We start from the raw sequence: 22,858 nt of genomic DNA on the forward strand, positions 1-22,858 counted from the left end.
GTCTTACGAGTCCTGCGACAGAAGGATGCGCGCCGCGTCCTGCGGGACGCCGTCGTCGATGCGGACGCGCAGCACGTGCCGGTCGGGATCCTCGAAGGCGCCGCGGCCGTGCAGGACCTCGTGGTTGTTGACGGCCAGCAGCGCGTCGGCGTCCAGCAGGGTCTCCAGGCGGCGGCTCTCGTCGTCCAGCTCCGCCTGGAGGATGTCCAGCGCGTGGCGGACGTCCGGCGTGTCGTAGGCGGGGAAGGCTTTGAGCCCCTTCCTCAGCGTGTCGGTGCGGAAGCGGACGCTGGGGCGGTCGCCGAAAACGCGGGCGAAGGTCACCTCGACGCTGTCGCGGCGGCCGGTGGTGGTGAAGGTCGCGGGGATGCGGAAGGGAAGCTCGTGGCGCGACAGCAGGTCGAGCGCCCAGCGCCCGTCCTCGCTGCGGGCCAGCGCGTCCTTGACGCAGCGCACGTCGCGCAACGTGGACCGCCCGCCGCCGCAGGCCGCGGGAACCACGACGTAGAGCAGCATGTAGCGCTCCGGCGTTGGGAAATACTGCGTGTCGGTGTGGAAGTCGGCTTCATAGGCGTGTTCGGAGAAGGTGGACGCGCTGCCGTCGCGCACCTTGTCCGGCCGCAGCTTGATGTCCCACACGACCTTGCGGTCGATCTTGTCGGTGGCGGTCGGGCTGCCCATGCAGAGGCTGAGCGCGTAGAGCACAAAGCGCCGGGTGTCGAGGTCCAGCCCGCCGAGCCCGAGCCGCCGCACCAGCACGCCGCTGTGCTCGCCCTCCAGCGCATCGCGCAGCGCGGTGCCGAGCGCCGCCAGGGTTGGGGCGGCCTCAGTTATGGCCGCGCGCAGCTCCGCCTCCCGCCCATGGGGCACGAGGGCGGAGGGATCGGCGTCGGGCCCGTAGAACGCCTTCAGGACGACCAGGACCCGCGTGATCTCGTCCGCGGGGATCGGCTGCGCGGAGAACTCGCCGGCGCGGAAGCCCAGGTCCTGAAGGTGGGTCAGCATGGTGTCTCCCAAAGGAGGAAGGGTGGTGGTCATCATGCGAAGAGGCTCCCGGCGGCGCGCAGCATGTCGGCCTGGCCCGCGCGGGGGACGGCCGGCCAGCCGAAGCCCATGCGGCCCAGCAGGGCCTGTGTGCGGTCGGAGGTCAGTTCCAGGCGCCGGGCGCGGCCCTGCGGCGACCGCCCGTTGTAGAGGCCGAAGGCCTCCATGGTCTGGGCCAGCGCGCCGTCCATCGCCGGTTCCCCAATCGCGCGCTCCAGCCGGTCGAGCAGGGCGCCGAAGCCGACGGCGCGCACCGCCTCCTCCATCCCACGGGCCGACGTGACGAAGTCGGCCAGCGTGTCGCGCCGGTTGTTTTCCACGTGGTGGGTCTCGTTGGTCAGGGCCCCGGCCCCGGCCAGCAGGGCCACGGCGCGGGCGACCCGGTCCACGTGGCAGAGCCAGACGTGGGAGTCGTCGGGCACCACCCCCAGCCGCACGAAGGCGGCAAGCTGGCGGAAGAAGGCGTTGTCGCGGATGTTCAGCTGCAACGGGCCGCCCTCCGCCGCATAGACCACGTTGCCGACGCGGTGGATGCAGGCGTTGGGCAGCTCCCCGCGCGCCGCGACGACCAGCCGTTCCGCCTCCTGCTTGCTGCGGACGTAATAGTTCTCGTCCAGGACCGGCGGCACCGGATCGTACTCGGTGAAGAGGCGGAAACCCTCCTCCGGCGCCTTGCCGGTGACCGACAGGGTGGAGATCAGGTGGAAGTCGGCGGCATTGCCCGCGGCAATGTCGATCAGGCGGCGGGTCGCCTCCACGTTGTCGGCGTGGAACTCCCGGTAATGGCCGAAGTGGTTGACGTTGGCGGCGCAGTGGAAAACGGCTTGCGTCTCCTCCGCCAGACGGCCGCGCGCGGAGCCGGTCAGGCCCAGGTCGTCGCGCCGCAGGTCGCCGGCCAGCACGGTCAGGCGCGGGTCGGCGGCGAGCGCCGGGCCGACCTCCTCCCCGAAATAGCCGCTGAGCACGCGGGCGAGGCGGGCGCGGGCGGCCGCGTCGTCGCCCCCGCGCACCAGCGCGGTGACCCGGCGTTCGCCGTCGGACAGAAGCTCCCGCAGCAGATAGGCGCCGAGATAGCCGGTGCCGCCGGTGAGAAGCGCATGACCGTAGTCGCGGCGGGCGTCGTAATCACTGGCCTCGTAGGGCCGGTTGCGCTTCGCATAGGCGTCCTGCTGCGCGCCCAGCGCGGCGTCGCGCTCCGCGTCGTAGGCGGCGAGGCCGTCCTGGTAGGCGTGCCAGTGGGCGCGGGCGGTGCGGACGAGGTGGTGCAGGTGGTCGGGCTGCGGCTTGCAGCGCAGCGCGAAGTCCGCCAGCACCGGGTGTTCGTACAGGTCGTTGATCTTGCAGGCGAACTCCCGCCGCAGTCGGTTGACCGCGGCGATGGCGCGCAGGCTGTCGCCACCCAGCTCGAAAAAGTTGTCCTCCCGCCCCCGGACGGGGCGTTGCAGAACCTCCGTCCACAGCTCCGCCACGCGCTGCTCCACGGCGGTGCGCGGCGGGGTGCGGGTGGCGTCATCGGATGACGCATCGGTTCCCGGCAGGGCGGCGTGGTCGGCCAACGCCTTCAGCAGGGCGTTGCGGTCCACCTTGCCGGCCACCGTCACGGGAATCGCCGGCACGCGGATCACCGCGGCGGGGACCATGTAGGCCGGCAGCTTTTCCGCCACATGGGCGGTCCAAGCCGCTTGCGGCGGCTCCGCGGCGCCAGCCTGGAGCGTGACGAAGGCCCACAGCGTCTGGGCGCCGCCGGCCGGCGTGTCGACCAGGGCGACCGCCTGCTGCACGGCCGGATGCTCCTCCAGCCGGTGCTCAATCTCGCCAAGCTCCACGCGCTGGCCGCGCAGCTTCACCTGCCCGTCGGAGCGGCCAAGGATCAGCAATTCCCCATCCGGCAGCCAGCGGCCGAGGTCGCCGGTGCGGTAGCGCCGCCCCTCCGGCGTCTCCACGAAGGCCGCGGCGGTCAGGTCCGGCCGGTTCAGGTAGCCGATGCCGAGGCCGGCGCCGCTCAGCCACACCTGCCCGATGGATCCCGGCGGGACCGGCCGCATCTCCTCGTCCAGGATGTGGACGCCGGTGTTGGGCAGGGGCCGCCCAGCGGTCATGCGGGAGGCACCAGGGAGAAGCCGGCCGATGGACGCCGCCGCGGTGTTCTCCGTCGGGCCGTAGCCGTTGTAGTAGCGCAAGCATCCGGCGTAGTGCAGCGCGTCGGCGGTGTTGGGCGGCTCCCCCACGGTCATCAGGATGCGCAAGGAAGGCAGGTCGGCCTGCTCGAACAGCCGCAGGTAGGAGGGCGGCAGGGTGGCGGAGGTGACGCCCTGCCGGACCATCTTCGCCAGCATCCCGGCGGTGTCGTCCATCTCCGCCCGGCGGACCGGCACCAGCGCGCCGCCGACCGCCCAGGCCATCACCGTGTCGGCGATCCAGGCGTCGAAGGAGGGGGAGGAGCTGAGCAGCACCCGCTCGTCCGGCTCCGCACCCAGCATCCGCGCCATGGACAGGGCAAGATTCATGGTGCCGCCGTGCGGCAGCATCACGCCCTTCGGCACGCCGGTGGAGCCGGAGGTGTAGATGATGTAGGCGAGGTCGCCGGGCTCACTGGCCTGGCCGGCGGCGGGGGCCGTGGTGTGGGCGTTGCTGGGCACCTCCTCCGGCCGCAGCACGGCATAGCCCGCGTCGGCCAGCACCGGGGGCAGCGGGTGGCCGTCCAGGGCCAGAACGATGCGGATGCCAGCGTCGCGGGCGATGAAGGCGAGCCGGTCGGCCGGAAGGTCGCGGGTCAGCGGCAGGTAGGCGGCACCCGCCTTCCAGACGGCCAGCACGGCCTCCGGCAGCGCGGGAGAGCGTTCCGTCAGCACGCCGACCGGCTCGCCGCGGCGGACCCCCAGGGCCAGCAGCGCACGGGCCAGCGCGTTGGCGCGGGTGTCCAGCGCGGCGTAGCTGATGGTTTCCGTGTCGGTGATCACCGCCGGGGCGTCGGGCCGGTCGGCGGCCAGTTGTGCGAAGCGGTGGTGAATGCAGGCGGCGGGGTGAGGCATCGCCGGGCCGGATTCCCATTCGGCGAGTTGGGCGACCTCATTCGGCAGCAGCGCGGGCAGGGGGGTGTCGGGCTGACGGTCGGGGCCGGCGAGATGGCGCGCCCAGCCGGCCAGCGCCTCCGTCCAGGCGCGGGCGGTCTCGCGCTCGTAGAGGGCGGCGTTGGCGTAGAGCTGGAGCACGAGCCCGCCGTCCGCCTGCCCTTCGTGCACCAGCACGATGTCCTGGGCCGGGGCGCTGTGGCGCAGCTCGTACCGGACCTCGCCGTCCGCGGGGCTGTCGATGCCCGTAAAACGCAGGCCGGTGGGCTGCGCGCCGGAGGCGCCGGGATTTTCGGTGACTGCGATGTCGAACAGCGGGTAACGGCCGGGGTTGACGGCTTGCGGATGGTCGCGGCGGAAGTCGCGGACGATGCGGGCGAAGGGGTAGCGGCTGTGGCGCAGCCCCTCGGCCAGCGTGCGCTGGGCCGCCTGGATCGCCTGCTCCACCGTGTCGGCGCGGCGCACGCGGCAGGCCAGCGGCAGCATGTTGACGTAGTAGCCGACGACCGCAGCCTCCCCCGCCGTCTCGCGCGTGGAGGTTGCGGTGCCCAGCAGGAACTCCGCCCGGCCGGTGCGCCGCCGCACCTCCTGCGCCATCAGCGCCAGCATCAGCGCGTGCAGGCTGGCCCCGTTGCGCTGGGCGAAGGCGCGCAAGGCGCCCGCCGTCGCCGGGTCGAGGCGCAGGCGGTGGCAGTGGCTCCCCTTCGCGCTGCCCCCGGTGCGCGCGGCCGGACGTGGCAGGTCGAGCGGCCACTCGTCGAAGGCGGCGGGGTCGAGCGTGCCGAGAATGCCTTGCCAATAGGCGGCGTCCGCCCGCCCGGCGTCGCCGGACAGGTAGGACTCTTCGCTCGCGGCGGAGCGGTCGAAGCCGGGGACCGGCGTGGCTGGCACCTCGCCGCGCAGCAGCGCGCCCAACTCGTCCGCCAGCAGGCCGAGCGACAGGCCGTCGCCGATGGAATGGTGAAGGACGAGCCAGAACAGCGGGGCGGACGCGTCCGCGGGGCGCGTCAGGCCGGCGCGCCAGAGCGGCGGGGCGGCCATGGCGAAGGGCTCCGTCTGGCGCGCCCGGATGCGGGCGAGCGCGGTCGCGCGGTCGGGGGTGGTGTCCAGTTCCAGCGCGGCGGCGGTGGGGTGGACGGTGCGGCGGAGCGTGCCGGCTGCGTCCTCCTGGAAGCCGGTGCGCAGCGCCTCGTGCCGGGTGACCAGGGCGGCCCAGGCGGCTTGCCACTGATCGTCGGAGGGAAGCTCCCCTTCCACAGCCAGCGTCAGCGGGATGTTGAAGCCTCGGGTGTCGAGCCCGGCCTGCTCCGCCACCCAAAACTCGCGCTGCCCCTCGGTCGCGCGGTCGGAACCGGCATCGACGGATTTCGCGGGAACCAGGGCGGCGATGCGAGCGGCGAAGCCGCGCAAGGTCGGCTCCGCGAACAGCTCGCGGGCGGGGACGGGGTGGCCGAGGGCGGATTCCAGGCGGTGCGCGACCGCGATCGCCAGCAGGCTTTGCCCGCCCAGCGCGAAGAAGTTGTCGTCGCGCCAGACCGGGCCGCGGCCCAGCACCTCCGCCCAGACGCGGGCGACGGTATCTTCAAGCGCGCCTTGCGGGGAGGCCTCCGTGCCCTGCGGCACACGGCCGGCGACCAGCGCCTTCAACGCGGCGCGGTCGACCTTGCCGGAGGCGGTGAGCGGGATGTCCTCCACTGGGATCACCGCGGCGGGGATCATGACGGCGGGAAGCCGGTCGGCCAGCCAGGCGCGCCACACCTCCTCGGACGGAAGCGAGGCATCGGTGGCGGGGCGGACGAAGGCCCATAGGCTCTGCGCCGCACCGGCCTTGCCGTCCACAAGCGCCACCGCCTGGGCGACGGCGGGGTGGGCGTCCAGCGCGTGTTCGATCTCGCCCAGTTCGATGCGGATGCCGTTCAGCTTCACCTGATCGTCGACGCGGCCCAGGATCTCCAACTCGCCCCCGGCGCGCCAGCGGCCGAGGTCGCCGGAGCGGTAGAGCCGGCCCTGCGGCGTGTCGACGAAGGCCGCCGCGTCCTGCTCCGGCCGGTTCAGGTAGCCGCGGGCGAGGCCGACGCCGCCCAGCCAGACCTCCCCGACCGCCCCCGGCGGCAGCGGCGTGCCGACGGCGTCGCGGATGGACACGCTGGTGTTCGGCAGCGGGCGGCCGACGGGCAGGACGCCGCGGTCTTCGGGCGTCAGCAGGCCCATGGCGCTGGTGATGGTGTTCTCGGTCGGGCCATAGGCGTTGTAGTAGCGCAGGTGCCCGGCGTAGGCGCGCACGTCGGCGGCCAGCGGCGCCTCCCCGCCGGTGACCAGGGCGCGCAGGCTCGGCAACTCCGCCCCGCCGAACAGGCGCAGGTAGGTGGGCGTGATGTCGGCGACGGTGACGCGCTGTTCCGCCAGGAAGTCCAGCAGGCGGGCGGGCGACCCCAGCAGGTTCGCGGGCACCGGGCAGAGCGCAGCACCAAAGGCCAGCGGCACGCCGATGTCCGACAGCGACACGTCGAAGGAGGGGGAGGCGAACATCAGCGTCCGGTCCTCGGGCGTCAGCCCCAGGATCTCGCCGGCGCTCAGCACCATGTTCACATAGCCCGCGTGCCGGACCAGCGTCCCCTTGGGCCGGCCGGTGGAACCGGAGGTGTAGAGGATGTAGGCGGTGTCCTCGGGGCTGCCGGGCCGGCCCAGCCGGTGGGCGTGGCTGCGGCGGAAAGCCTCGGTCAGCTCCTCCGGCCGCAGGACGGGCGTGCCGGCCAGCGCGTCGGGCACCGCGACGCCGTCCAGCGCGACCAGCAGACGAACCGACGCGTCGGCCGCCATGAAGGCCAGCCGTTCCGGCGGCAGGTCGGCGGCGAGCGGCAGGTACACCGCACTCGCTTTCCAGATGCCGAGCAACGTCGCCGGCAGGCTGGCGGAACGGCCGGTCAGCACGCCAACGACGGACCCGGGCTGCACCCCGCGCGCGGCCAGGGCATGGGCCAGCGCGTTCGCCTCCTCCTCCACCATCCGGTGGGTCAGGGTGCGGTCGCCGGCGATGACCGCCGGGCGGTCGCCCTGGCGCGCGCCGGGACGGTCGAGCGCCTGCTCGAACAGCTCGTGGAAGCGCAGGGTCGGGCGGGCGATGGCCGGGCCGTGGTCCCAGGCGGCCAGCAGTTCCTGTTCCTCGGGAAGCAGGGCGGGCGGGGCCAGATCGGCGCGGGCGGCGTCTTCGGCGAGCCAGCGCGCCCACCCGGCCAGGGCGGAGAGCCAGGCCTCCGCCGTGTCCCGGGCATAGAGGGCGGCGTTGACGTGCCATTGCAGGAGCAGCCCGCCGTCCGGCAGCCCTTCGTGGATCAGCACCATGTCCTGGCCCGGCGAATGGCCGGTGCGCTCGTAGGCGACGTCATCGCCCGCGGCCGTCAGGCGGGCGAGGCGCAGGGCGGTGTCGGCCGGGCGGCTGTCCGGGTTCTCGGTGACGGCGATGTCGAACAGCGGGTAGCGGGCGGGGTCGCGGTGCTGCGGCCGGGCCTTCCAGAAGGCCGAATACATGCGCGCGAAGGGATAGCGCGCGTGCTCCAGCGCCTTGGCGAGGGTCGCTTGCGTGGCGCGCAGGTCCGCCGCGAAGGGCGATCCGGCCGCCGGGCGGACGGCCAGGGGCAGCATGTTGACGCCATAGCCGACGACCTGCGCGTCGGCCGCCGTCTCCCGCGTGGAGGCGGTGGTGCCCAGCGTGAATTCCGCGCGCCCGGTGCGGCGCCGCACCTCGCGGGCCAGCAGGGTCAGCAGCAGGGCGTGCAGGCTGGCCTCATTGCGGCGGGCCAGCGCCTTCAGGCCGGCGGCGGTCGCGGCGTCCAGCCGGATTTCGAAGCGGTGGCTGCCGGGCTCCGCGCCGGGGGACCGGGGCGTGTCGAGCGGCCAGTCCGCGAAGGCGTCGTCGGGCAGGGCGGCCAGCAGGGTGTCCCAGTGGCGCGCATCGTCGGCGCAGGCCGGACCGGCCAGATATACCTGCTCCCGTGCGGCCATTCCGCCATAGCGGGCGGCGGGCGGCGGCAGCCGGTCGCCGAGCAGCAGGACGGTCAGCTCCTCCAGCAGGATGCCGACGGAGCGGCCGTCGCCGACGCTGTGGTGCAGGGCCAGCCAGAACAGGTGGTCTCCCGCGTCCTCCACGGCGACCAGCCCGGCGCGCCACAGCGGGGCGGCGCCCATGGCGAAGGGCTCCCCCTGGCGGTGGCGGATGTGGGCCAGCGCGGAGTCCCGGTTGAGGGCTGTGGCGGTTTCCAGGCCTTCGTCAAGCGCCGGGACGACGTGGCGGCGCAGGCGGCCGTCGGCGTCCTCCCGGAAGGCGGTGCGGAGCCCCTCGTGCCGGGCCACGAGCTGACCCCAGGCGGCGGCCCAGCGCTCCGGCGCCGGCATGTCGCCCTCGATGCGGCGGATCACCGGGATGGTGAAGGGGCGGGTGTCGAGCCCGGCGGCCTCCGCCACCCAGAACTCCCGCTCCCCCTCGGTGGCGAGGTCGTCCTCGACGGGGGCGGCGGCGGGCGCGTCCGCGCCGCGCAGGTCCGCGACCTTGCGGGCGAAGCCGGCCAGCGTCGGGGCGGCGAACAGGGCGCGGGCGGGGACCGGGACGTCGAGATCCGCCGACAGCCGGTGCGCCAGGGTCACGGCCAGCAGGCTGTTGCCGCCCAGCGCGAAGAAGTTGTCTTCACGGGCGATATCCGTGCCCAGCAGGTCGGCCCACAGGGCGGCGATGCGCGTCTCCAGCTCGCCGGCCGGCAGGTGGCGGGCGGCCTTGCCGGGGTGCGGCTGGGCGTGGGCGAGGCGCAGCAGCGCGTCGCGGTCGATCTTGCCGGCCGTGGTCAGGGGGATGCTTGCCACCGGCGTGACGCTGGCCGGCACCATGTAGACGGGCAGGCGGTCGGCCAGGAAGGCGCGCCAGTCCTCGTCTTCCGGCAGCGTCGCGCCGTCGGTGGGGCGGGCGAAGGCACGCAGGGACTTGGTGCCCTCCGCCGCGCGGTCCAGCAGCACGACCGCCTCGGCCACGCCCGGATGGTCGCGCAGCGCCTGCTCGATCTCCCCCAGCTCGACGCGCTGGCCGTGCAGCTTCACCTGGTGGTCGATGCGCCCGCACAGGACGAGCTGCCCGTCGGCGTCCCAGCGGCCGAGGTCGCCGGTGCGGTAGAAGCGCCCCTCCGTCGTCTCCACGAAACTCCCGGCGGTCAGGTCCGGCTGGTTCAGGTAGCCGCGTGCGAGGCCGGCGCCGCCGAGCCACAGCTCTCCCGCCACGCCCGGCGGCACCGGCGTGCCGTCGGCGCGGCGCAGCGAGACGCGCGTGTTGGGCAGCGGCCGGCCGGCCGGGACGAGGACGCCGGCATCGGGACGGATGCGCCCCATGGAGACGAGGATGCTCGCCTCCGTCGGCCCATAGGCGTTCCAGAAGGCGAGGTCCGCCGCGTGGTGCCGCGCGTCGTCGGCGTTCGGCGCCTCCCCGCCGGTCAGCAGGACGCGCAGGCCCCGGAAGGGCGTGTCCTGGCTGACCCGCAGGTAGGAGGGGGAATGGAAGGCGACGGTGACGCCGAGGGCGGCGTAGAACGCCTTCAGCGCCCAGGGATCGTCGCGGAGATCATGCGAGACGGGGACGAGCGCCATGCCGTGCAGCAGGGCCAGCCCCAGCTCCCATAGGGAGGCGTCGAAGCCCGGCGTGGCGGCCAGCGACATGCGGTCGTCGGCGCGCAGCCCCACGGCCTCCCCGGTCGACAGCACGGAATTGACCAGCCCGCCGTGCGGCACCGCGACGCCCTTCGGCTGGCCGGTGGTGCCGGAGGTGTAGATGATGTAGGCGAGGTCGCGCGCCGTGCCGGAGACGGCGGGACGGTTGGTGGAGCCCTCCAGGGACTCCGGGCGCAACGTCGCCTCGACCGCCTGGGCGAGCGCCGGGGGCACGGGATGGCCGTCCAGCGCGATCAGCAGCCGGGCGCCGGCGTCGCGGGCCATGAAGGCCAGCCGCTCCGGCGGCAGGTCGCGGGCCAGCGGCAGGTAGGCGGCCCCGGCCTTCCAGACGCCGAGCAGGGCGGCGGGCAGCTCCGCCGACCCATCGGCCAGCACGGCCACCGGCTCCTCCGGCCCGACGCCGTGGTGGAGCAGCGCGTTGGCGATGCGGTTGCCCTCGGCGTCCAGCGCGGCGTAGGTCCGCACGCCGTCGCGCGTGACCACGGCGGGGCGGCGGGGCTGGCGGTCGGCGAGGGCTTCGAACAGCCGGTGGGCGCGCTCGTCGGGGCGGGGGCGTTCCTCGCCATGCTCCCAGCGCTCCAGAAGTGCAGCCTCGTGCGGAAGCAGGGCCGGCAGTGGCGCGTCGAGGCGGTTGGCGTCGGCGGCCAGCCAGCGCGCCCAGGCGGCGAAGCCGGTCAGCCAGGCGCGGGCCGTGTCCTCGGCGTAAACATCGGGGTTCCAGAGCAGCATCAGCTCCAGCCCGCCCCCCTCGTCCTCCGCCAAGGGTTCGTGGCTGAAGGCGAGGTCGAGCCCGGCGGCGGGAACGGCCAGCGCGCCCGGCAGCCGGCGCGGGGCGAAGGACAGGCCGGACTCCGGGTCGAGGCTGAAGCGCGACGGGTTGGCGGTCAGCGCAATGTCGAACAGCGACGTGCGGGACGGCGGGCGGGCGCCGGGGTGGCGCTGGCGGAACTCCCGGTGGATCAGGCCGGCGGGTTGGTCGGCGTGCTCGACCGCCTCCGTCAGGCTGGCCTGCGCGGCGCGGAGCTGCGCGGACAGGGCGCCATCCGTGGCCGTCAGGACGATCGGCAGCAGGTTGACGAAATGGCCGACCGCGTCGTCGGAACCGGCGGGGCGGAGCGAAACGCCGGTGCCCAGGATCAGGTCGGCCCGCCCCGTGCGCCGCCGCGCCTCCGCCGCAAGGATGGCGAGCAGCAGGCCGTGCAGCCCCACCCCCTGCGCCTGCGCCAGCCGGGTCAGCGCCGTGACGGTCGCGGCGTCCAGCCGTTCGGTCAACGGCGGGGCGGAGCGGCCGCTCGGCGCGTCGGGGCGGCGCAGGTCGGTGGGAAGCTCGTCGAAGGCCTCGCTGCGCCGGTCCACCAGGGCGTCCAGCCGGTCGCGCCAGAAGCTGCGGTCGCGCTCCGCCCGGTCGGAGGCGAGGTAGCGCTGCTCGGCATGGCCGGCAACGGCGACGCCGTGCGGGACGGGCGGCAGGTCGCGGCCGAGCAGAAGGGCCAGCATGTCCCCCTGCACCGTGCGGGCAGACAGGCCGTCCACCACGGCGTGGTGCAGGACGAACCAGAACAGCGTCTCGTCGCCGGATTCGACCCGCAGCAGGCCGGCGCGGGCCAGCGGCGGCTCGCCTAGCGCGAAGGGCGTGGTGGCGTAGCCGGCGACCAGCTCCCGCGCTTCCTCCGGCAGGTGGCAGCGGTCGACGGACAGGCGGGCGGACGGCGGCAGCGCTACGGGGGCCACGGTGTGCCAGAGGACGCGCCCGTCGGCGCCCGTGGCGAAGCCCGTGCGCAGCGCGGGGTGGCGGGCGAGCAGGGCCGCCCAGGCGGCCTGCCAGCGATCCTCCTCCGGCACCGGGCCGCGGACGGACAGCACGCGCACGATGTGCGACCCGGCGGCGGGCAGGCCGAGGCCGGCGGCGATCCAGAAGTCCTCCTGCCCGGCGGTGGCGAGGCCGCTGTCCGCGTCCGGCGCGTCGTCGGGGACGGCAGCGTCCGACGCCACACGGCGGGCCAGCGCGGCGACGGTCAGCGTCGCCAGGATGCTCTGCACCGGCACGTTGATGCCCAGTGCACGCAGGCGTTGCCCGACCTGGATGGCGAGCAGGCTGGTGCCGCCGATGGCGAAGAAGTTGTCGTCGCGCATCACCGGGCGGACGTCCAGCACCTCCTCCCACACACGGGCGATGGCGGTCTCAAGCTCGCCCTCCGGGGACGTGCCCTCAGCGTTGCCGCGGTCGGCGTCGGCGAGCGCCAGCAGGGCCTGCCGGTCCACCTTGCCGGCTGAGCTGATCGGCATCCGGGGAACGGCGCCGACCCGGGCCGGCACCATGTAGGCGGGCAGGGCGCCGGCGAGGTAGGCGCGCCAATCCTCGCCCTGGGCGTCCTCCAGCTGCGGGCTCTCGACGAAGGCAACCAGCCGCCCTTTGTGCTGTAGGGCGGCGGCGCGGCGGACCTTGGGGTGGCGCAGGAGCGTACGTTCGATCTCGCCCAGCGAGACGGACTGGCCGGACACCTTCACCATGTCGTCGGCGCGGCCCAGCGCCTCCAGTTCCCCGTCGGCGTTCCAGCGGCCGAGGTCGTGGGTGCGGTAGGCGCGGCCGAAGCGGGTCTCCACGAAGTTCTCGGCGGTCAGCTCCGGCTGATTCAGGTAGCCGCGCGACACACCCCGCCCGACGACGTGGATCTCCCCGATCTCGCCCGGCGGGACCTCGTTGCCGTCCTTGTCCAGCAGATGCACGGCGGTGTTGACGAAGGGCCGGCCGCTGGGCAGCGGACCGTCGCCGTCCGGCGACGCGCGGTGCATGCAGATGGTGCCACAGACCTCCGTCGCGCCGTGCATGTTCCAGTAGGCGAGGTGCCGGGCGTAGTGCCGTGCGTCGTCGGCGTTCGGCCGCTCCCCCGCCGTCAGGATCATCCGCAGCCCCCGGGGCACGGCCCCCTGGAACAGGCGCAGGTAGGAGGGCGTGAACAGGGCGATGGTGACGCCGCGTTCCTCCATCACGGCGCGCAGCCGGTCCGGATCGTCGATCAGCGCGCGGGTCGCCGGGACGTAGGCGGCGCCGGACAGCAGCGGCAGGCACAGCTCCCGGAAGCCCAGGATGAAGCCCGGCGAGGTGGAGAGCAGGATGCGGTCGTCGGGCCCGATGCCCTGCGCCTCGATGTGGCCGAGCGCCATGTTCACGCAGGCGTCGTGCTGGATCTGCACGCCCTTGGGCTGCCCCGTGGAGCCGGAGGTGAAGAGGATGACTGCGAGGTCGTCCGGCTTTGCCGGCCGGTTCGGGCTGTGGGCGTGACGCGCGCGGAAATCCGCGTCCAGCGCGTCCGGCCGCAGGATGGCGTGCTGGGCGATTCTGGCGTTTTGGGCCAGCGCCGCGTCGAGGTCGGGCGGCGGCGTGAGGCCGTCCAGCGCGATCACCACGCGCATGCCCGCTTGGCGGGCCATGTTGGCCAGGCGCTGTCCCGGCAGGTCGGCGACCATCGGCACGTAGACGCCGCCGGCCTTGAGGATGCCGAGGAAGGCGAGAGGGAGGTCGCCGGACCGTTCGGCCAGCACGCCGACGGGTTCCTGGGCGCCGAGGCCGAAACCGAGCAGGGCGTGCGCCACCGCGTTCGCCGCCGCGTCCAGGCCCGACCAGTTCACCACCGCCTGCGGGCCGATCACCGCCGGCGCGTCCGGCAGGCTGCGGGCAAGGAGTGCGGCGCCTTCGTGAAGGCAACGGATCGGCCACGCCCTGACCGGACCAAAGCTGGTGGAGCTTTGCGCAGCATCGGCGGGACGCGCGGGGTTGGTGTCGGTCATCGAAATAACCCGGTAATGCTTGCGGCGAATCGTTATCGACGGAGAAATTCGATCCACGATTTTACAAAAACGTCATACGACTCCCAAAAAGGGAATAGCCGATGGATAATACATCCGGCAAATCAGATGTCAACGAATGATACAACTGAACGGAAATTTCAACGCAGCAACATATCCAATTCAGGGTGTTGGCTTGGTCGTGCGCACCTGGGTATGCACCGTGACGCCGGCCTGCAGTCGCAAGACAGGATGGGCGGTTGTCGGTCGGTGCGGACGGCAATCAGTGATTGCTGTTCTCTGCGCCCGACCAGAGCCTGTGGCCGAACAGTCTTTCCAAAAGAATCAGGCGGCAAAAAGGGGGTAGAGATGGAAGCTTCCCGACCCGCCGCGCGTTGGTCCCAGCAGTGAATAACAAATCAGAGGGAGAACCCGAAATGAAGACCCTGATGACCGCTTGCGGACTCGTTGCCATGCTCGCGGCCGCTCCGGCTTTCGCTCAGAGTTCTACGCCGACCACCAAGACGACGGCGCCGTCGGTCGCCTCGACGGAAGGGGCGGTCGATCCCGCCATCGCCCGGATGAGCGCCGACCAGCTGAAGAACAAGGAAGTTTATGGCAGCGACGGCAAGGAACTCGCCAAGGTCGAGGGCGTGGTCCGCAAGGGCAACGACACCTACGCCGTGCTGGACGTCGATCATCTGGTCAACATCAGCGACAAGGACGCCGTGCTGCCGATGAACAAGCTGCACATGAAGGGCGACAAGCTGACGGTCGATATGACCAAGGACCAGATGCAGGGCCTGGAGAAGTGGCAGAAGGGCAAGTATGAGGACATCAAGGGCGCCCTGAAGTAAGCACGGCGCCGCCGAAGCGACGCTTCGGTGGACGAGCCGGCCGGGCGGGGCATGGAGCGCCGTCCGGCCGGTTCCTTTTCAGGATGGGCCCCGCCGCGTTCGATTTCACCGCAGCAACCGTGAGCTTGGGACTGGTCGCCTGTTGATGGCGTGAGGGTTTGTGGGCCGGATGGCCGGCCCTGGCGGGCACCGATCGGGGGCTCCGCGCTGCCTTCGGGATGGGGAGACACGAAGATGGGTATCATTGCCTGGATTGTGCTTGGCCTGATCGCCGGCTTCATCGCCTCGAAGATCGTCAACAAGACCGGCGAGGGTGTTGTGATGGACATCGTCCTGGGAATCGTCGGCGCGGTGGTCGGCGGCTTCATCATGAACGCGCTGGGCGGGGCCGGCGTGACCGGCTTCAACCTGTGGAGCCTCGTGGTGGCCGTGGTCGGCGCGGTCGTCGTCCTGTGGATCTACCACGCGGTCGCCGGCCGCCGGACGGTGGCCTGACGTGCGCGTGCGTCCGATGGCATCACCAGCGATGGGCAGGGCGCGATGACGCCTGAGACGCCGGTTTACCGGCAAATCTGGTTCGCGGACGGGCGGGTCTTCCACCAGGGCGACCCTGTCACGCTGGCCGACGCGCAGGTCCTGCTGAACGACGCCATCGCCGACGGGGCCGTGGAGGTCGGGTCGTTCCTGCGCGTCGAGCCCGACCTTCTGGTCATCGAGCCGCCCGAGGCCGACCCCGGCGCCTGACCGGGGCCGGCCCCGGGGCAGTCGGATCAGCCGCCAAGGCTCGGAATCGCCGCCCGGCAGGCCTGCTCGCACCGCCGGCAGCTGTCCGCGCAGACGCGGCAATGCTCGTGCTGGCTTGCGTGCTTGGCGCATTCCTCGGCGCACCGCGCGCAGGCGGTCGCGCAGGCCTCGAGCATCAGGCGCAGGACGGGCACGTTGCCGCCCGTGCGGCGGGTCGCCAGCGACCCCGTCGCCGCGCAGACGTCCGCGCAGTCGAGGTTGAGCCTGATGCACTGCCGCAGCTGCTCCACCATGCTCTCCGCCAGGCAGGCGTCGGCGCAGGAGGTGCAGGTCTGCGCACAGGCGTAGCATTCCTCGATGCAGCGGATCAGGGCGTCGTTGACCCCCCCTTTCCCATTTGGGCCCTTGACGTCCGGGTGCGTGCTGATCATATCGCGCGCGTGCATGAGCCGGTTCCTTCTTCGGTGATGTTCGCTTGCCTATCCCAACTGCCTCACGGCAGGCCGGTTCCGCTTCGCGCGCGCGGGCCGTTGATCTTTCGGGGCCGGCCCTTAGATCGACAGGGACGGACGGATACGGAGCGGTGCGATGTCGGAGACCCTTCACGTTCCCTGCCCGACCTGCGACACGCTGAACCGCATGCCCAGGGAACGCCTGGGCCAGGCGGGCAAGTGCGGTCGCTGCGGCAACCCGCTGTTCCCGGGGGCGCCGGTGCCGATGGACGCCCGCCGCTTCGCCGTCCACGCCGAACGCGGCGACCTGCCGGTGCTCATCGACTTCTGGGCGGCGTGGTGCGGGCCCTGCCGGATGATGGCCCCGGTGTTCGAGAAGGCGGCCGGCGAATTGGAACCCCATGTCCGGCTCGCCAAGGTGGACACGGAGGCGTCACCGGACCTCGCCGCGCGCTTCGGCGTGCAGAGCATCCCGACGCTGGTGCTCGTCCATCACGGCCGCGAAATCGCCCGGACCTCCGGCGCGATGCCGCTGCCGGCCCTGCTCTCCTGGACCCGGCAGGCGCTCGCCGCCGTTTGAGCCGCCGGGAAGTGCTGCGCTCAACGCTGGCGCGGGTCCGTGTTCTCCGGCTGGTCCGCAGTTCCGGAGGGCACCGCTGTACCCTCGTACATGAAGGTCATGATTTTCGGGCCCGGCAGGTAACGTTTCGTCAGTTCCGTGACGCGGAATCCGGCGGCGCGGATCAGGTCGTCCATCTTGCGGTCCAGGTGACAGCCGCCCGAACAGCGTGACCACAGCGGCGTCAGGCGATGCTGCCATCGCTGAACCCCCGGGGCCGGGGCGAGGCCATGCTCCACGAAGCGCAACTCCCCGCCCGGTTTAAGGACCCGGCGCGCCTCCCGCAGGGCGGCGGAGGGGTCGGGGATGCTGCACAGGGACCAGGTCACGACCACAGTGTCGAAGCTGCCGTCCTCGAACGGCAACCGCTCCGCGGTTTGCTCCACCACGGTCACCGGGCGGGGCGCCGCGGCGGCGGCTTGCCGGGCCATGGCGAGGAGTTCGGGTGAGGGATCGACGCCAACGACCTCGCCGGCCGTCGCGCCATAGAAGGGCAGATTGCGCCCGGACCCGAGCCCGATCTCGAGGACACGCCCGCGCGCTCCCCCAACGACCCTTGAGCGAAACTCGCCGAGCGTTTCCTGTCCCATGACCCAGTCGATCAGCCGGGGAAGGATGTGATGCCGATACATGTCCATGCGTCCTTGCCTCCGGACTTTTGGGCCGGACCTTTGGGATGGTGCCCGTTTCCCGGACAGATGTGCGGTTGGAGCAGCCTTGGTTCAGGAGGCCAAGCGCAAAAAAGCCGCGGATCGCTCCTGCGGCTTTCAGGTCAGGTTCGCTTTTTTCGTATTGCAGCGCTGCGACCGGTCGATTATCGTTGAAAGCGAAAACAAAGGCGCGTACCGGACAAACGGACGCAACAAGTGGGGGAGGAGCCGATGGCCGAGGTCTACGACCTTGCCATCATCGGTGGCGGCATCAACGGCTGCGGCATCGCGCGTGACGCGGCCGGGCGGGGATGCTCGGTCTACCTGTGTGAGCAGAACGATCTCGGGTCCGGCACGTCGTCGGCCTCGACGAAGCTGATCCACGGTGGCCTGCGCTACCTGGAATATTACGAATTCCGCCTGGTCCGGGAGGCGTTGCAGGAGCGCGAGGTGCTGTGGCGCATGGCGCCGCACATCATCTGGCCGCTGCGCTTCGTGCTGCCGCACCTGCCGGGCCTGCGCCCGTCCTGGTTCCTGCGGATGGGCCTGTTCCTGTACGACCATCTCGGCGGGCGCGAGCGGCTGCCCGGCACGCGCGGGCTGGATCTGCGGCACGATCCGGCGGGCCAGCCGCTGAAGCCCGGTTTCGCTCGCGCTTTCGAATATTCCGATTGCTGGGTCGAAGACGCGCGTCTGGTGGTGCTGAACGCGCAGGACGCGGCCGCCCGCGGCGCCACGATCCGGACGCGGACGCGCTTCCTGACCGCGACGCGCACCGACGGCCTGTGGACTATGACCGTGGAAGATGTGCGCAGCGGCCGCCGCTCGACCATTCGGGCCCGCGCGCTGGTCAACGCCGCCGGCCCCTGGGTGGCGAACGTCCTGCACCAGGGCGTGCACGCCGGGGTGGACGCGCGGATCCGCCTCGTCCAGGGCTCCCACATCGTGGTGCCGAAGCTGTTCGACCACGACCGCTGCTACATCTTCCAGAACGCCGACAAGCGCATCGTCTTCGCGATCCCCTACGAGCGGGACTTCACGCTGATCGGCACCACCGACCGCGACTATCATGGCGATCCGGCCGCCGTCCACGCGTCGGAGGAGGAGATCGCCTACCTCTGCGCCGCGGCCGGCGAGTATTTCGCCAAACCGGTGACGCCCAAGGACGTGGTCTGGACCTATTCGGGCGTCCGGCCGCTTTACGACGACGGCGCTTCGACCGCGCAGGCGGCGACCCGCGACTATGTGCTGGCGGTGGACGCCCCGCAGGACGGGAAAGCGGCGCTGCTCAGCATTTTCGGTGGTAAGATCACCACCTACCGGCGGCTCGCCGACGCGGCCATCGCCAAGCTGACGCCCTTCCTGCCGAAGCTGGGTGCGGTCGGGTCGGGCTGGTCGAGCGCCACGACGCTGCCCGGCGGCGATTTCCCGGTGGAGGGTTTCGACGCGCTGGTGGCAAGCCTGCGGCGGGAGTTTCCGTTCGTGGCTCCGCCGCACATGCAGCGGCTGGCCCGCGCCTACGGCACGCGCGTCCGCACCATGCTGAACGGAGCGACGCGGGCGGAGGATATGGGGCGCGACTTCGGCGCCACCCTGACGGAGGCCGAAGTCCGCTACCTGATGGCCGAGGAATGGGCGGAGACGGCGGACGACGTACTCTGGCGCCGCTCCAAGCTCGGCCTGCGGCTCGGCCGCGAGCAGGCGGAGGCGCTGGAGGCCTTCATGGCGGAGGAGCGCGCCCGGCGGACACGGGCATCCGACGCGGCGGAATGAGCGCGCGCACACCATACTCTTAAAAAAGAACAACGGAATCGTTGGGGAGAGGGCGCCGGTGAGTCTGGTACTGGACAACGTCAGCAAACACGCCGGTGGGCACGTTCACATCGAGAACGTGTCGCTCACCCTGGAACGGGGGTCGTTGAACGTCCTGCTGGGGCCGACCCTGTCGGGCAAGACGTCGCTGATGCGGCTGATGGCCGGTCTCGACGCGCCGAGCGCCGGGCGGGTGCTGGTGGACGGCAAGGACGTGACCGGCGTCCACGTCCGCAAGCGCTCCGTCGCCATGGTCTACCAGCAGTTCATCAACTACCCCTCGCTGTCCGTCTACGAGAACATCGCCTCGCCCATGCGGGTCGCCGGCCGGCCGAAAGCGGAGATCGACCGGCGGGTGCGCGAGGCGGCGAAGCTGCTGAAGCTCGACAAGTACCTCGACCGCAACCCGGCGCAGCTCTCGGGTGGCCAGCAGCAGCGCACGGCCATCGCCCGCGCCCTGGTGAAGGACGCCCAGCTGGTCCTGCTGGACGAGCCGCTGGCCAACCTGGACTACAAGCTTCGCGAGGAGCTGCGGGAGGAGTTGCCGAAGATCTTCGCGGAGTCCGGCGCCGTCTTCGTCTACGCGACGACCGAGCCGACGGAGGCGCTGCTCCTGCGCGGCAACACGGCGACGCTGTGGGAGGGGCGGCTGGCGCAGTTCGGGCGTACCCCCGACGTCTACCGCCGCCCGGCCAACCTGACCAGCGCGCGGGTCTTCTCCGACCCGCCGCTGAACACGATGCGCGTGCACAAGCGCGGCCTCCAGCTCGTCCTGGCGACGGGGGAGCATGGGCTGGCGCGCGGCGTGCTGGCGGAACTGCCGGACGACGACTACACCATCGGCTTCCGCGCCGACCACCTGTACCTGACGCGGCCCGACGCCGAGGCCATCGCCCTGACCGGCACGGTGGCGGTCAGCGAGATCACCGGCTCCGAAAGCTTCGTGCACATCGACCTTCCTCACGCCAACGGAGGATCGGATCGCTGGGTCGCGGTGACGCGCGGCGTGCTGGAGGTGGAGCCGGGCGAGCGCATCGAATGCTTCATCGATCCCCGGCGCCTGTTCGTGTTCGGCCACGACGGCCGGCTGGCGGCGGCCCCGCCGCTCGTGCTGGCGGCGTGAGCGGGAGAAACACCCATGCGGACGGTCCCGGAATTCATACAGTCGTCATCCCCGCGAAGGCGGGCATCCAGAAAACTCCGCACAACAGCGCCTGTGCGGCCTGGATCCCCGCCTTCGCGGGGATGACGACGGGAAAAGTGGTTGGGCTCTCCTGATACTTGCAATGCGGTGCGCTTTTCCTGAGCGCCTGCGGAGGGAAACGGGGTATGGCACGCATCGACCTTCAGAACCTCGGCCACAGCTACACGCCCAACCCCAGGAGCGACACGGACTACGCGCTGAAGCCCATGACCCACGTGTGGGAGCAGGGCGGCGCCTACGCTCTGCTGGGGCCGTCGGGCTGCGGCAAGACCACGCTTCTCAACATCATCTCCGGCCTGCTGACGCCCAGCGAGGGCCGGGTGCTGTTCGACGGCAAGGACGTCACGGCCCTGCCGACCGAGGCGCGCAACATCGCCCAGGTGTTCCAGTTCCCGGTCGTCTACGACACCATGACGGTGTACGAGAACCTGGCCTTCCCGCTGCGCAACCGCGGCCTGCGCGGCCCGGCGGTGGACGCGCGGGTGCGGGAGATCGCGGAGCTTCTCGACCTGACGCCCGACCTGAAGCGGCGCGGCCGCGGCCTGACCGCGGACGCCAAGCAGAAGATTTCGCTGGGGCGCGGGCTGGTCCGGCCGGACGTCGCGGCGATCCTGTTCGACGAGCCGCTGACCGTCATCGACCCGCACCTGAAGTGGGAGCTGCGGTCGAAGCTGAAGGCGCTGCACCGCGCGCTCGACCTCACCATGATCTACGTGACCCACGACCAGACGGAGGCGCTGACCTTCGCCGACAAGGTGGTGGTGATGCACGACGGCCGCGTGGTGCAGATCGGCCGCCCGGACGAACTGTTCGCCAAGCCCGCCCACGTCTTCGTCGGCCATTTCATCGGTTCGCCCGGCATGAACGTGCTGCCGGCGGAGGTGGCGGGCCGCGCGGCGAAGATCGGCGGCCACGTCATCCCGCTGGGGCGCGCCTACCCGCCGCTGAACGGCGGCGAGAAGATCGAGGTCGGCGTGCGGCCGGAGTTCGCAACGCTCGCCCCCGCCGGAACCGGCGTGCCGGTGCGCGTCACGCGGATCGACGACCTGGGCCGGGTGCGCATCGCCAAGGTGGAGCTGTCGGGGCTGCCGATGGCCGCGACCGTGCCGGAGAACCTGTCGGTCACCGGGGACGAGGCCTCGCTGACCTTCGATCCTTCGATGATTCACGTCTACGCGAATGGTTCGCTGGTGGAAGGGGAGGCCGCCTGATGGACAAGCCCATCAACCAAGGGGCGTGGCTGCTGGTGCTGCCGGTCCTGCTGATCGTCGCCTTCTCGGCCATCGTGCCGCTGATGACGGTCGTCAACTACTCGGTGCAGGACACCTTCGGCAACAACCAGTTCTTCTGGAACGGCATCGGCTGGTATCAGGAGCTTCTGGACCCGACCAGCGACCTCGGCGGCCGCTTCTTCGACGCGCTGTGGCGCAACCTGCTGTTCTCCTTCCTGATCCTGGCGATCGAGGTGCCGCTGGGCATCGCCGTGGCGCTGTCGATGCCGCGGGACGGCTGGCGGGTGGCGGCGACGCTGGTCGTGCTGGCGCTGCCGCTGCTGATCCCCTGGAACGTCGTCGGCACCATCTGGCAGATCTTCGCCCGCGAGGACATCGGCCTGCTGGGCTGGGTGGTGAACCGGCTGGGCATCCCCTACAACTATACGGCGGATCCGCTGTCGGCCTGGGTGACCATCGTCACCATGGACGTCTGGCACTGGACCTCTCTGGTGGCGCTGCTGTGCTACGCGGGCTTGCGGTCCATCCCCGACGCCTTCTACCAGGCGGCGCGCATCGACGGCGCCTCGCAATGGGCGATCTTCCGCAACATCCAGCTGCCGAAGATGCACCGCGTGCTGCTGATCGCCGTGCTGCTGCGCTTCATGGACAGCTTCATGATCTACACGGAGCCCTTCGTGGTCACCGGCGGCGGCCCCGGCAACTCCACCACCTTCGTGTCGATCGACCTCGTCAAGCTGGCGCTGGGGCAGTTCGACCTGGGCAAGGCGGCGGCGCTGTCCATCGTCTACAACCTGATCATCCTCGCGGTCTGCTGGGTCTTCTACACGGTGATGACCCGCATGGACGCCCAACGGAACTGAGCGGAGGGAACGGAGCCATGCTGCGCGCGCGGATCGTCCTTGGCCTCTACATCGTCTTCCTGCTGCTGCCGATCTACTGGCTCGTCAACATGAGCCTGAAGACCAACACGGAGATCGTCAGCAGCCTGACGCTGTGGCCGCACAAGCTGACCTTCGACAACTACACGAAGATCTTCACCGACCCGTCCTGGTATTCGGGCTACCTGAACTCGCTAAAATACGTGGCGCTGAACACGGTGCTGTCGATCGCGCTGGCGCTGCCGGCGGCCTACGCCTTCTCGCGCTTCCGCTTCGTGGGCGACAAGCACCTGTTCTTCTGGCTGCTGTCCAACCGCATGGCACCGCCGGCCGTCTTCGCGCTGCCCTTCTTCAACCTCTACTCCGCCATCGGCCTGTTCGACACGCCGCTGGCCGTGGCGCTGGCCCACTGCCTGTTCAACGTGCCGCTGGCGGTGTGGATCCTCGAAGGCTTCATGTCCGGGGTACCGCGGGAGATCGACGAGACCGCCTATCTCGACGGCTACAGCTTCCCGCGATTCTTCGTGAAGATCTTTACGCCGCTGGTGGCGAGCGGCATCGGCGTCACCGCCTTCTTCTGCTTCATGTTCAGTTGGGTGGAGCTGCTGCTGGCGCGCACCCTGACGTCGGTGGACGCCAAGCCGATCGCCGCGACCATGACCCGCACCGTGTCGGCGGCGGGCATGGACTGGGGCCTGCTGGCCGCGGCGGGCGTGCTGACCATCCTGCCGGGTGCCTTGGTGATCTGGTTCGTGCGCAACTACATCGCCAAGGGCTTCGCCCTGGGCCGCGTGTGAGGG

Annotated in this window: 13 protein-coding genes; 9 read left to right on the forward strand and 4 right to left on the reverse strand. The window is 71.4% G+C overall.

Annotated elements, in window-relative coordinates; all coding sequences use genetic code 11:
• Positions 1–3: 3 nt before the first annotated feature.
• Both J2851_RS05220 and J2851_RS05225 read right to left on the reverse strand, forming a co-directional pair.
• A complete protein-coding gene (locus J2851_RS05220; protein ID WP_246500431.1) occupies positions 4–1,041 on the reverse strand; it encodes a TauD/TfdA family dioxygenase in 1,038 nt (345 codons plus the stop codon).
• Positions 1,038–13,610 (reverse strand): non-ribosomal peptide synthetase, encoded by a 12,573-nt coding sequence (locus J2851_RS05225; RefSeq protein ID WP_209764731.1) that lies wholly within the window; start codon positions 13,608–13,610, stop codon positions 1,038–1,040. The genes J2851_RS05220 and J2851_RS05225 overlap by 4 nt, the downstream gene beginning before the upstream one ends.
• A 434-nt stretch (positions 13,611–14,044) precedes the next feature.
• Between J2851_RS05225 and J2851_RS05230 the strand changes: the two genes are divergently transcribed.
• From J2851_RS05230 to J2851_RS05240, 3 genes are all read left to right on the forward strand, one after another.
• Positions 14,045–14,464, forward strand: a complete 420-nt coding sequence (locus tag J2851_RS05230) for a PRC-barrel domain-containing protein (protein ID WP_209764733.1) — start codon at positions 14,045–14,047, stop codon at positions 14,462–14,464.
• Between the two features lie 234 nt (positions 14,465–14,698).
• The gene (locus tag J2851_RS05235; RefSeq protein ID WP_209764735.1) at positions 14,699–14,959 is read left to right on the forward strand and encodes a GlsB/YeaQ/YmgE family stress response membrane protein; all 261 of its coding nucleotides are present in this window, start codon (positions 14,699–14,701) and stop codon (positions 14,957–14,959) included.
• A gap of 45 nt (positions 14,960–15,004) precedes the next feature.
• Positions 15,005–15,208 (forward strand): hypothetical protein, encoded by a 204-nt coding sequence (locus tag J2851_RS05240; protein WP_209764736.1) that lies wholly within the window; start codon positions 15,005–15,007, stop codon positions 15,206–15,208.
• A gap of 26 nt (positions 15,209–15,234) precedes the next feature.
• On the opposite strand, the gene J2851_RS05245 is transcribed toward J2851_RS05240, so the two are convergent.
• A complete protein-coding gene (locus J2851_RS05245) occupies positions 15,235–15,654 on the reverse strand; it encodes a four-helix bundle copper-binding protein (protein WP_209764737.1) in 420 nt (139 codons plus the stop codon).
• A gap of 142 nt (positions 15,655–15,796) precedes the next feature.
• Between J2851_RS05245 and trxC the strand changes: the two genes are divergently transcribed.
• The gene (gene trxC / locus J2851_RS05250) at positions 15,797–16,240 is read left to right on the forward strand and encodes a thioredoxin TrxC (RefSeq protein WP_209764738.1); all 444 of its coding nucleotides are present in this window, start codon (positions 15,797–15,799) and stop codon (positions 16,238–16,240) included.
• Positions 16,241–16,260: 20 nt separating this feature from the next.
• Here trxC and J2851_RS05255 read toward each other — a convergent pair whose 3' ends face one another.
• Positions 16,261–16,917 carry a class I SAM-dependent methyltransferase gene (locus J2851_RS05255; RefSeq protein ID WP_209764739.1) on the reverse strand — a complete coding sequence of 219 codons (657 nt, stop codon included), beginning with the start codon at positions 16,915–16,917 and terminating at the stop codon, positions 16,261–16,263.
• Between the two features lie 243 nt (positions 16,918–17,160).
• Here J2851_RS05255 and glpD point away from each other — a divergent pair, with 243 nt between their 5' ends.
• From glpD to J2851_RS05280, 5 genes are all read left to right on the forward strand, one after another.
• A complete protein-coding gene (gene glpD / locus J2851_RS05260) occupies positions 17,161–18,702 on the forward strand; it encodes a glycerol-3-phosphate dehydrogenase (protein ID WP_209764740.1) in 1,542 nt (513 codons plus the stop codon).
• A gap of 58 nt (positions 18,703–18,760) precedes the next feature.
• Positions 18,761–19,864, forward strand: a complete 1,104-nt coding sequence (locus J2851_RS05265; protein ID WP_209764741.1) for an ABC transporter ATP-binding protein — start codon at positions 18,761–18,763, stop codon at positions 19,862–19,864.
• Positions 19,865–20,070: 206 nt separating this feature from the next.
• Positions 20,071–21,156 carry an ABC transporter ATP-binding protein gene (locus J2851_RS05270; RefSeq protein WP_209764742.1) on the forward strand — a complete coding sequence of 362 codons (1,086 nt, stop codon included), beginning with the start codon at positions 20,071–20,073 and terminating at the stop codon, positions 21,154–21,156.
• Positions 21,156–22,040 carry a carbohydrate ABC transporter permease gene (locus tag J2851_RS05275; RefSeq protein ID WP_209764744.1) on the forward strand — a complete coding sequence of 295 codons (885 nt, stop codon included), beginning with the start codon at positions 21,156–21,158 and terminating at the stop codon, positions 22,038–22,040. Before J2851_RS05270 ends, J2851_RS05275 begins: the two co-directional genes overlap by 1 nt.
• Positions 22,041–22,057: 17 nt before the next feature.
• The gene (locus J2851_RS05280) at positions 22,058–22,855 is read left to right on the forward strand and encodes a carbohydrate ABC transporter permease (protein ID WP_209764746.1); all 798 of its coding nucleotides are present in this window, start codon (positions 22,058–22,060) and stop codon (positions 22,853–22,855) included.
• Positions 22,856–22,858 lie beyond the last annotated feature (3 nt).

Origin of the sequence: Azospirillum rugosum (genome assembly GCF_017876155.1) — a bacterium.
GTDB lineage: Bacteria > Pseudomonadota > Alphaproteobacteria > Azospirillales > Azospirillaceae > Azospirillum > Azospirillum rugosum.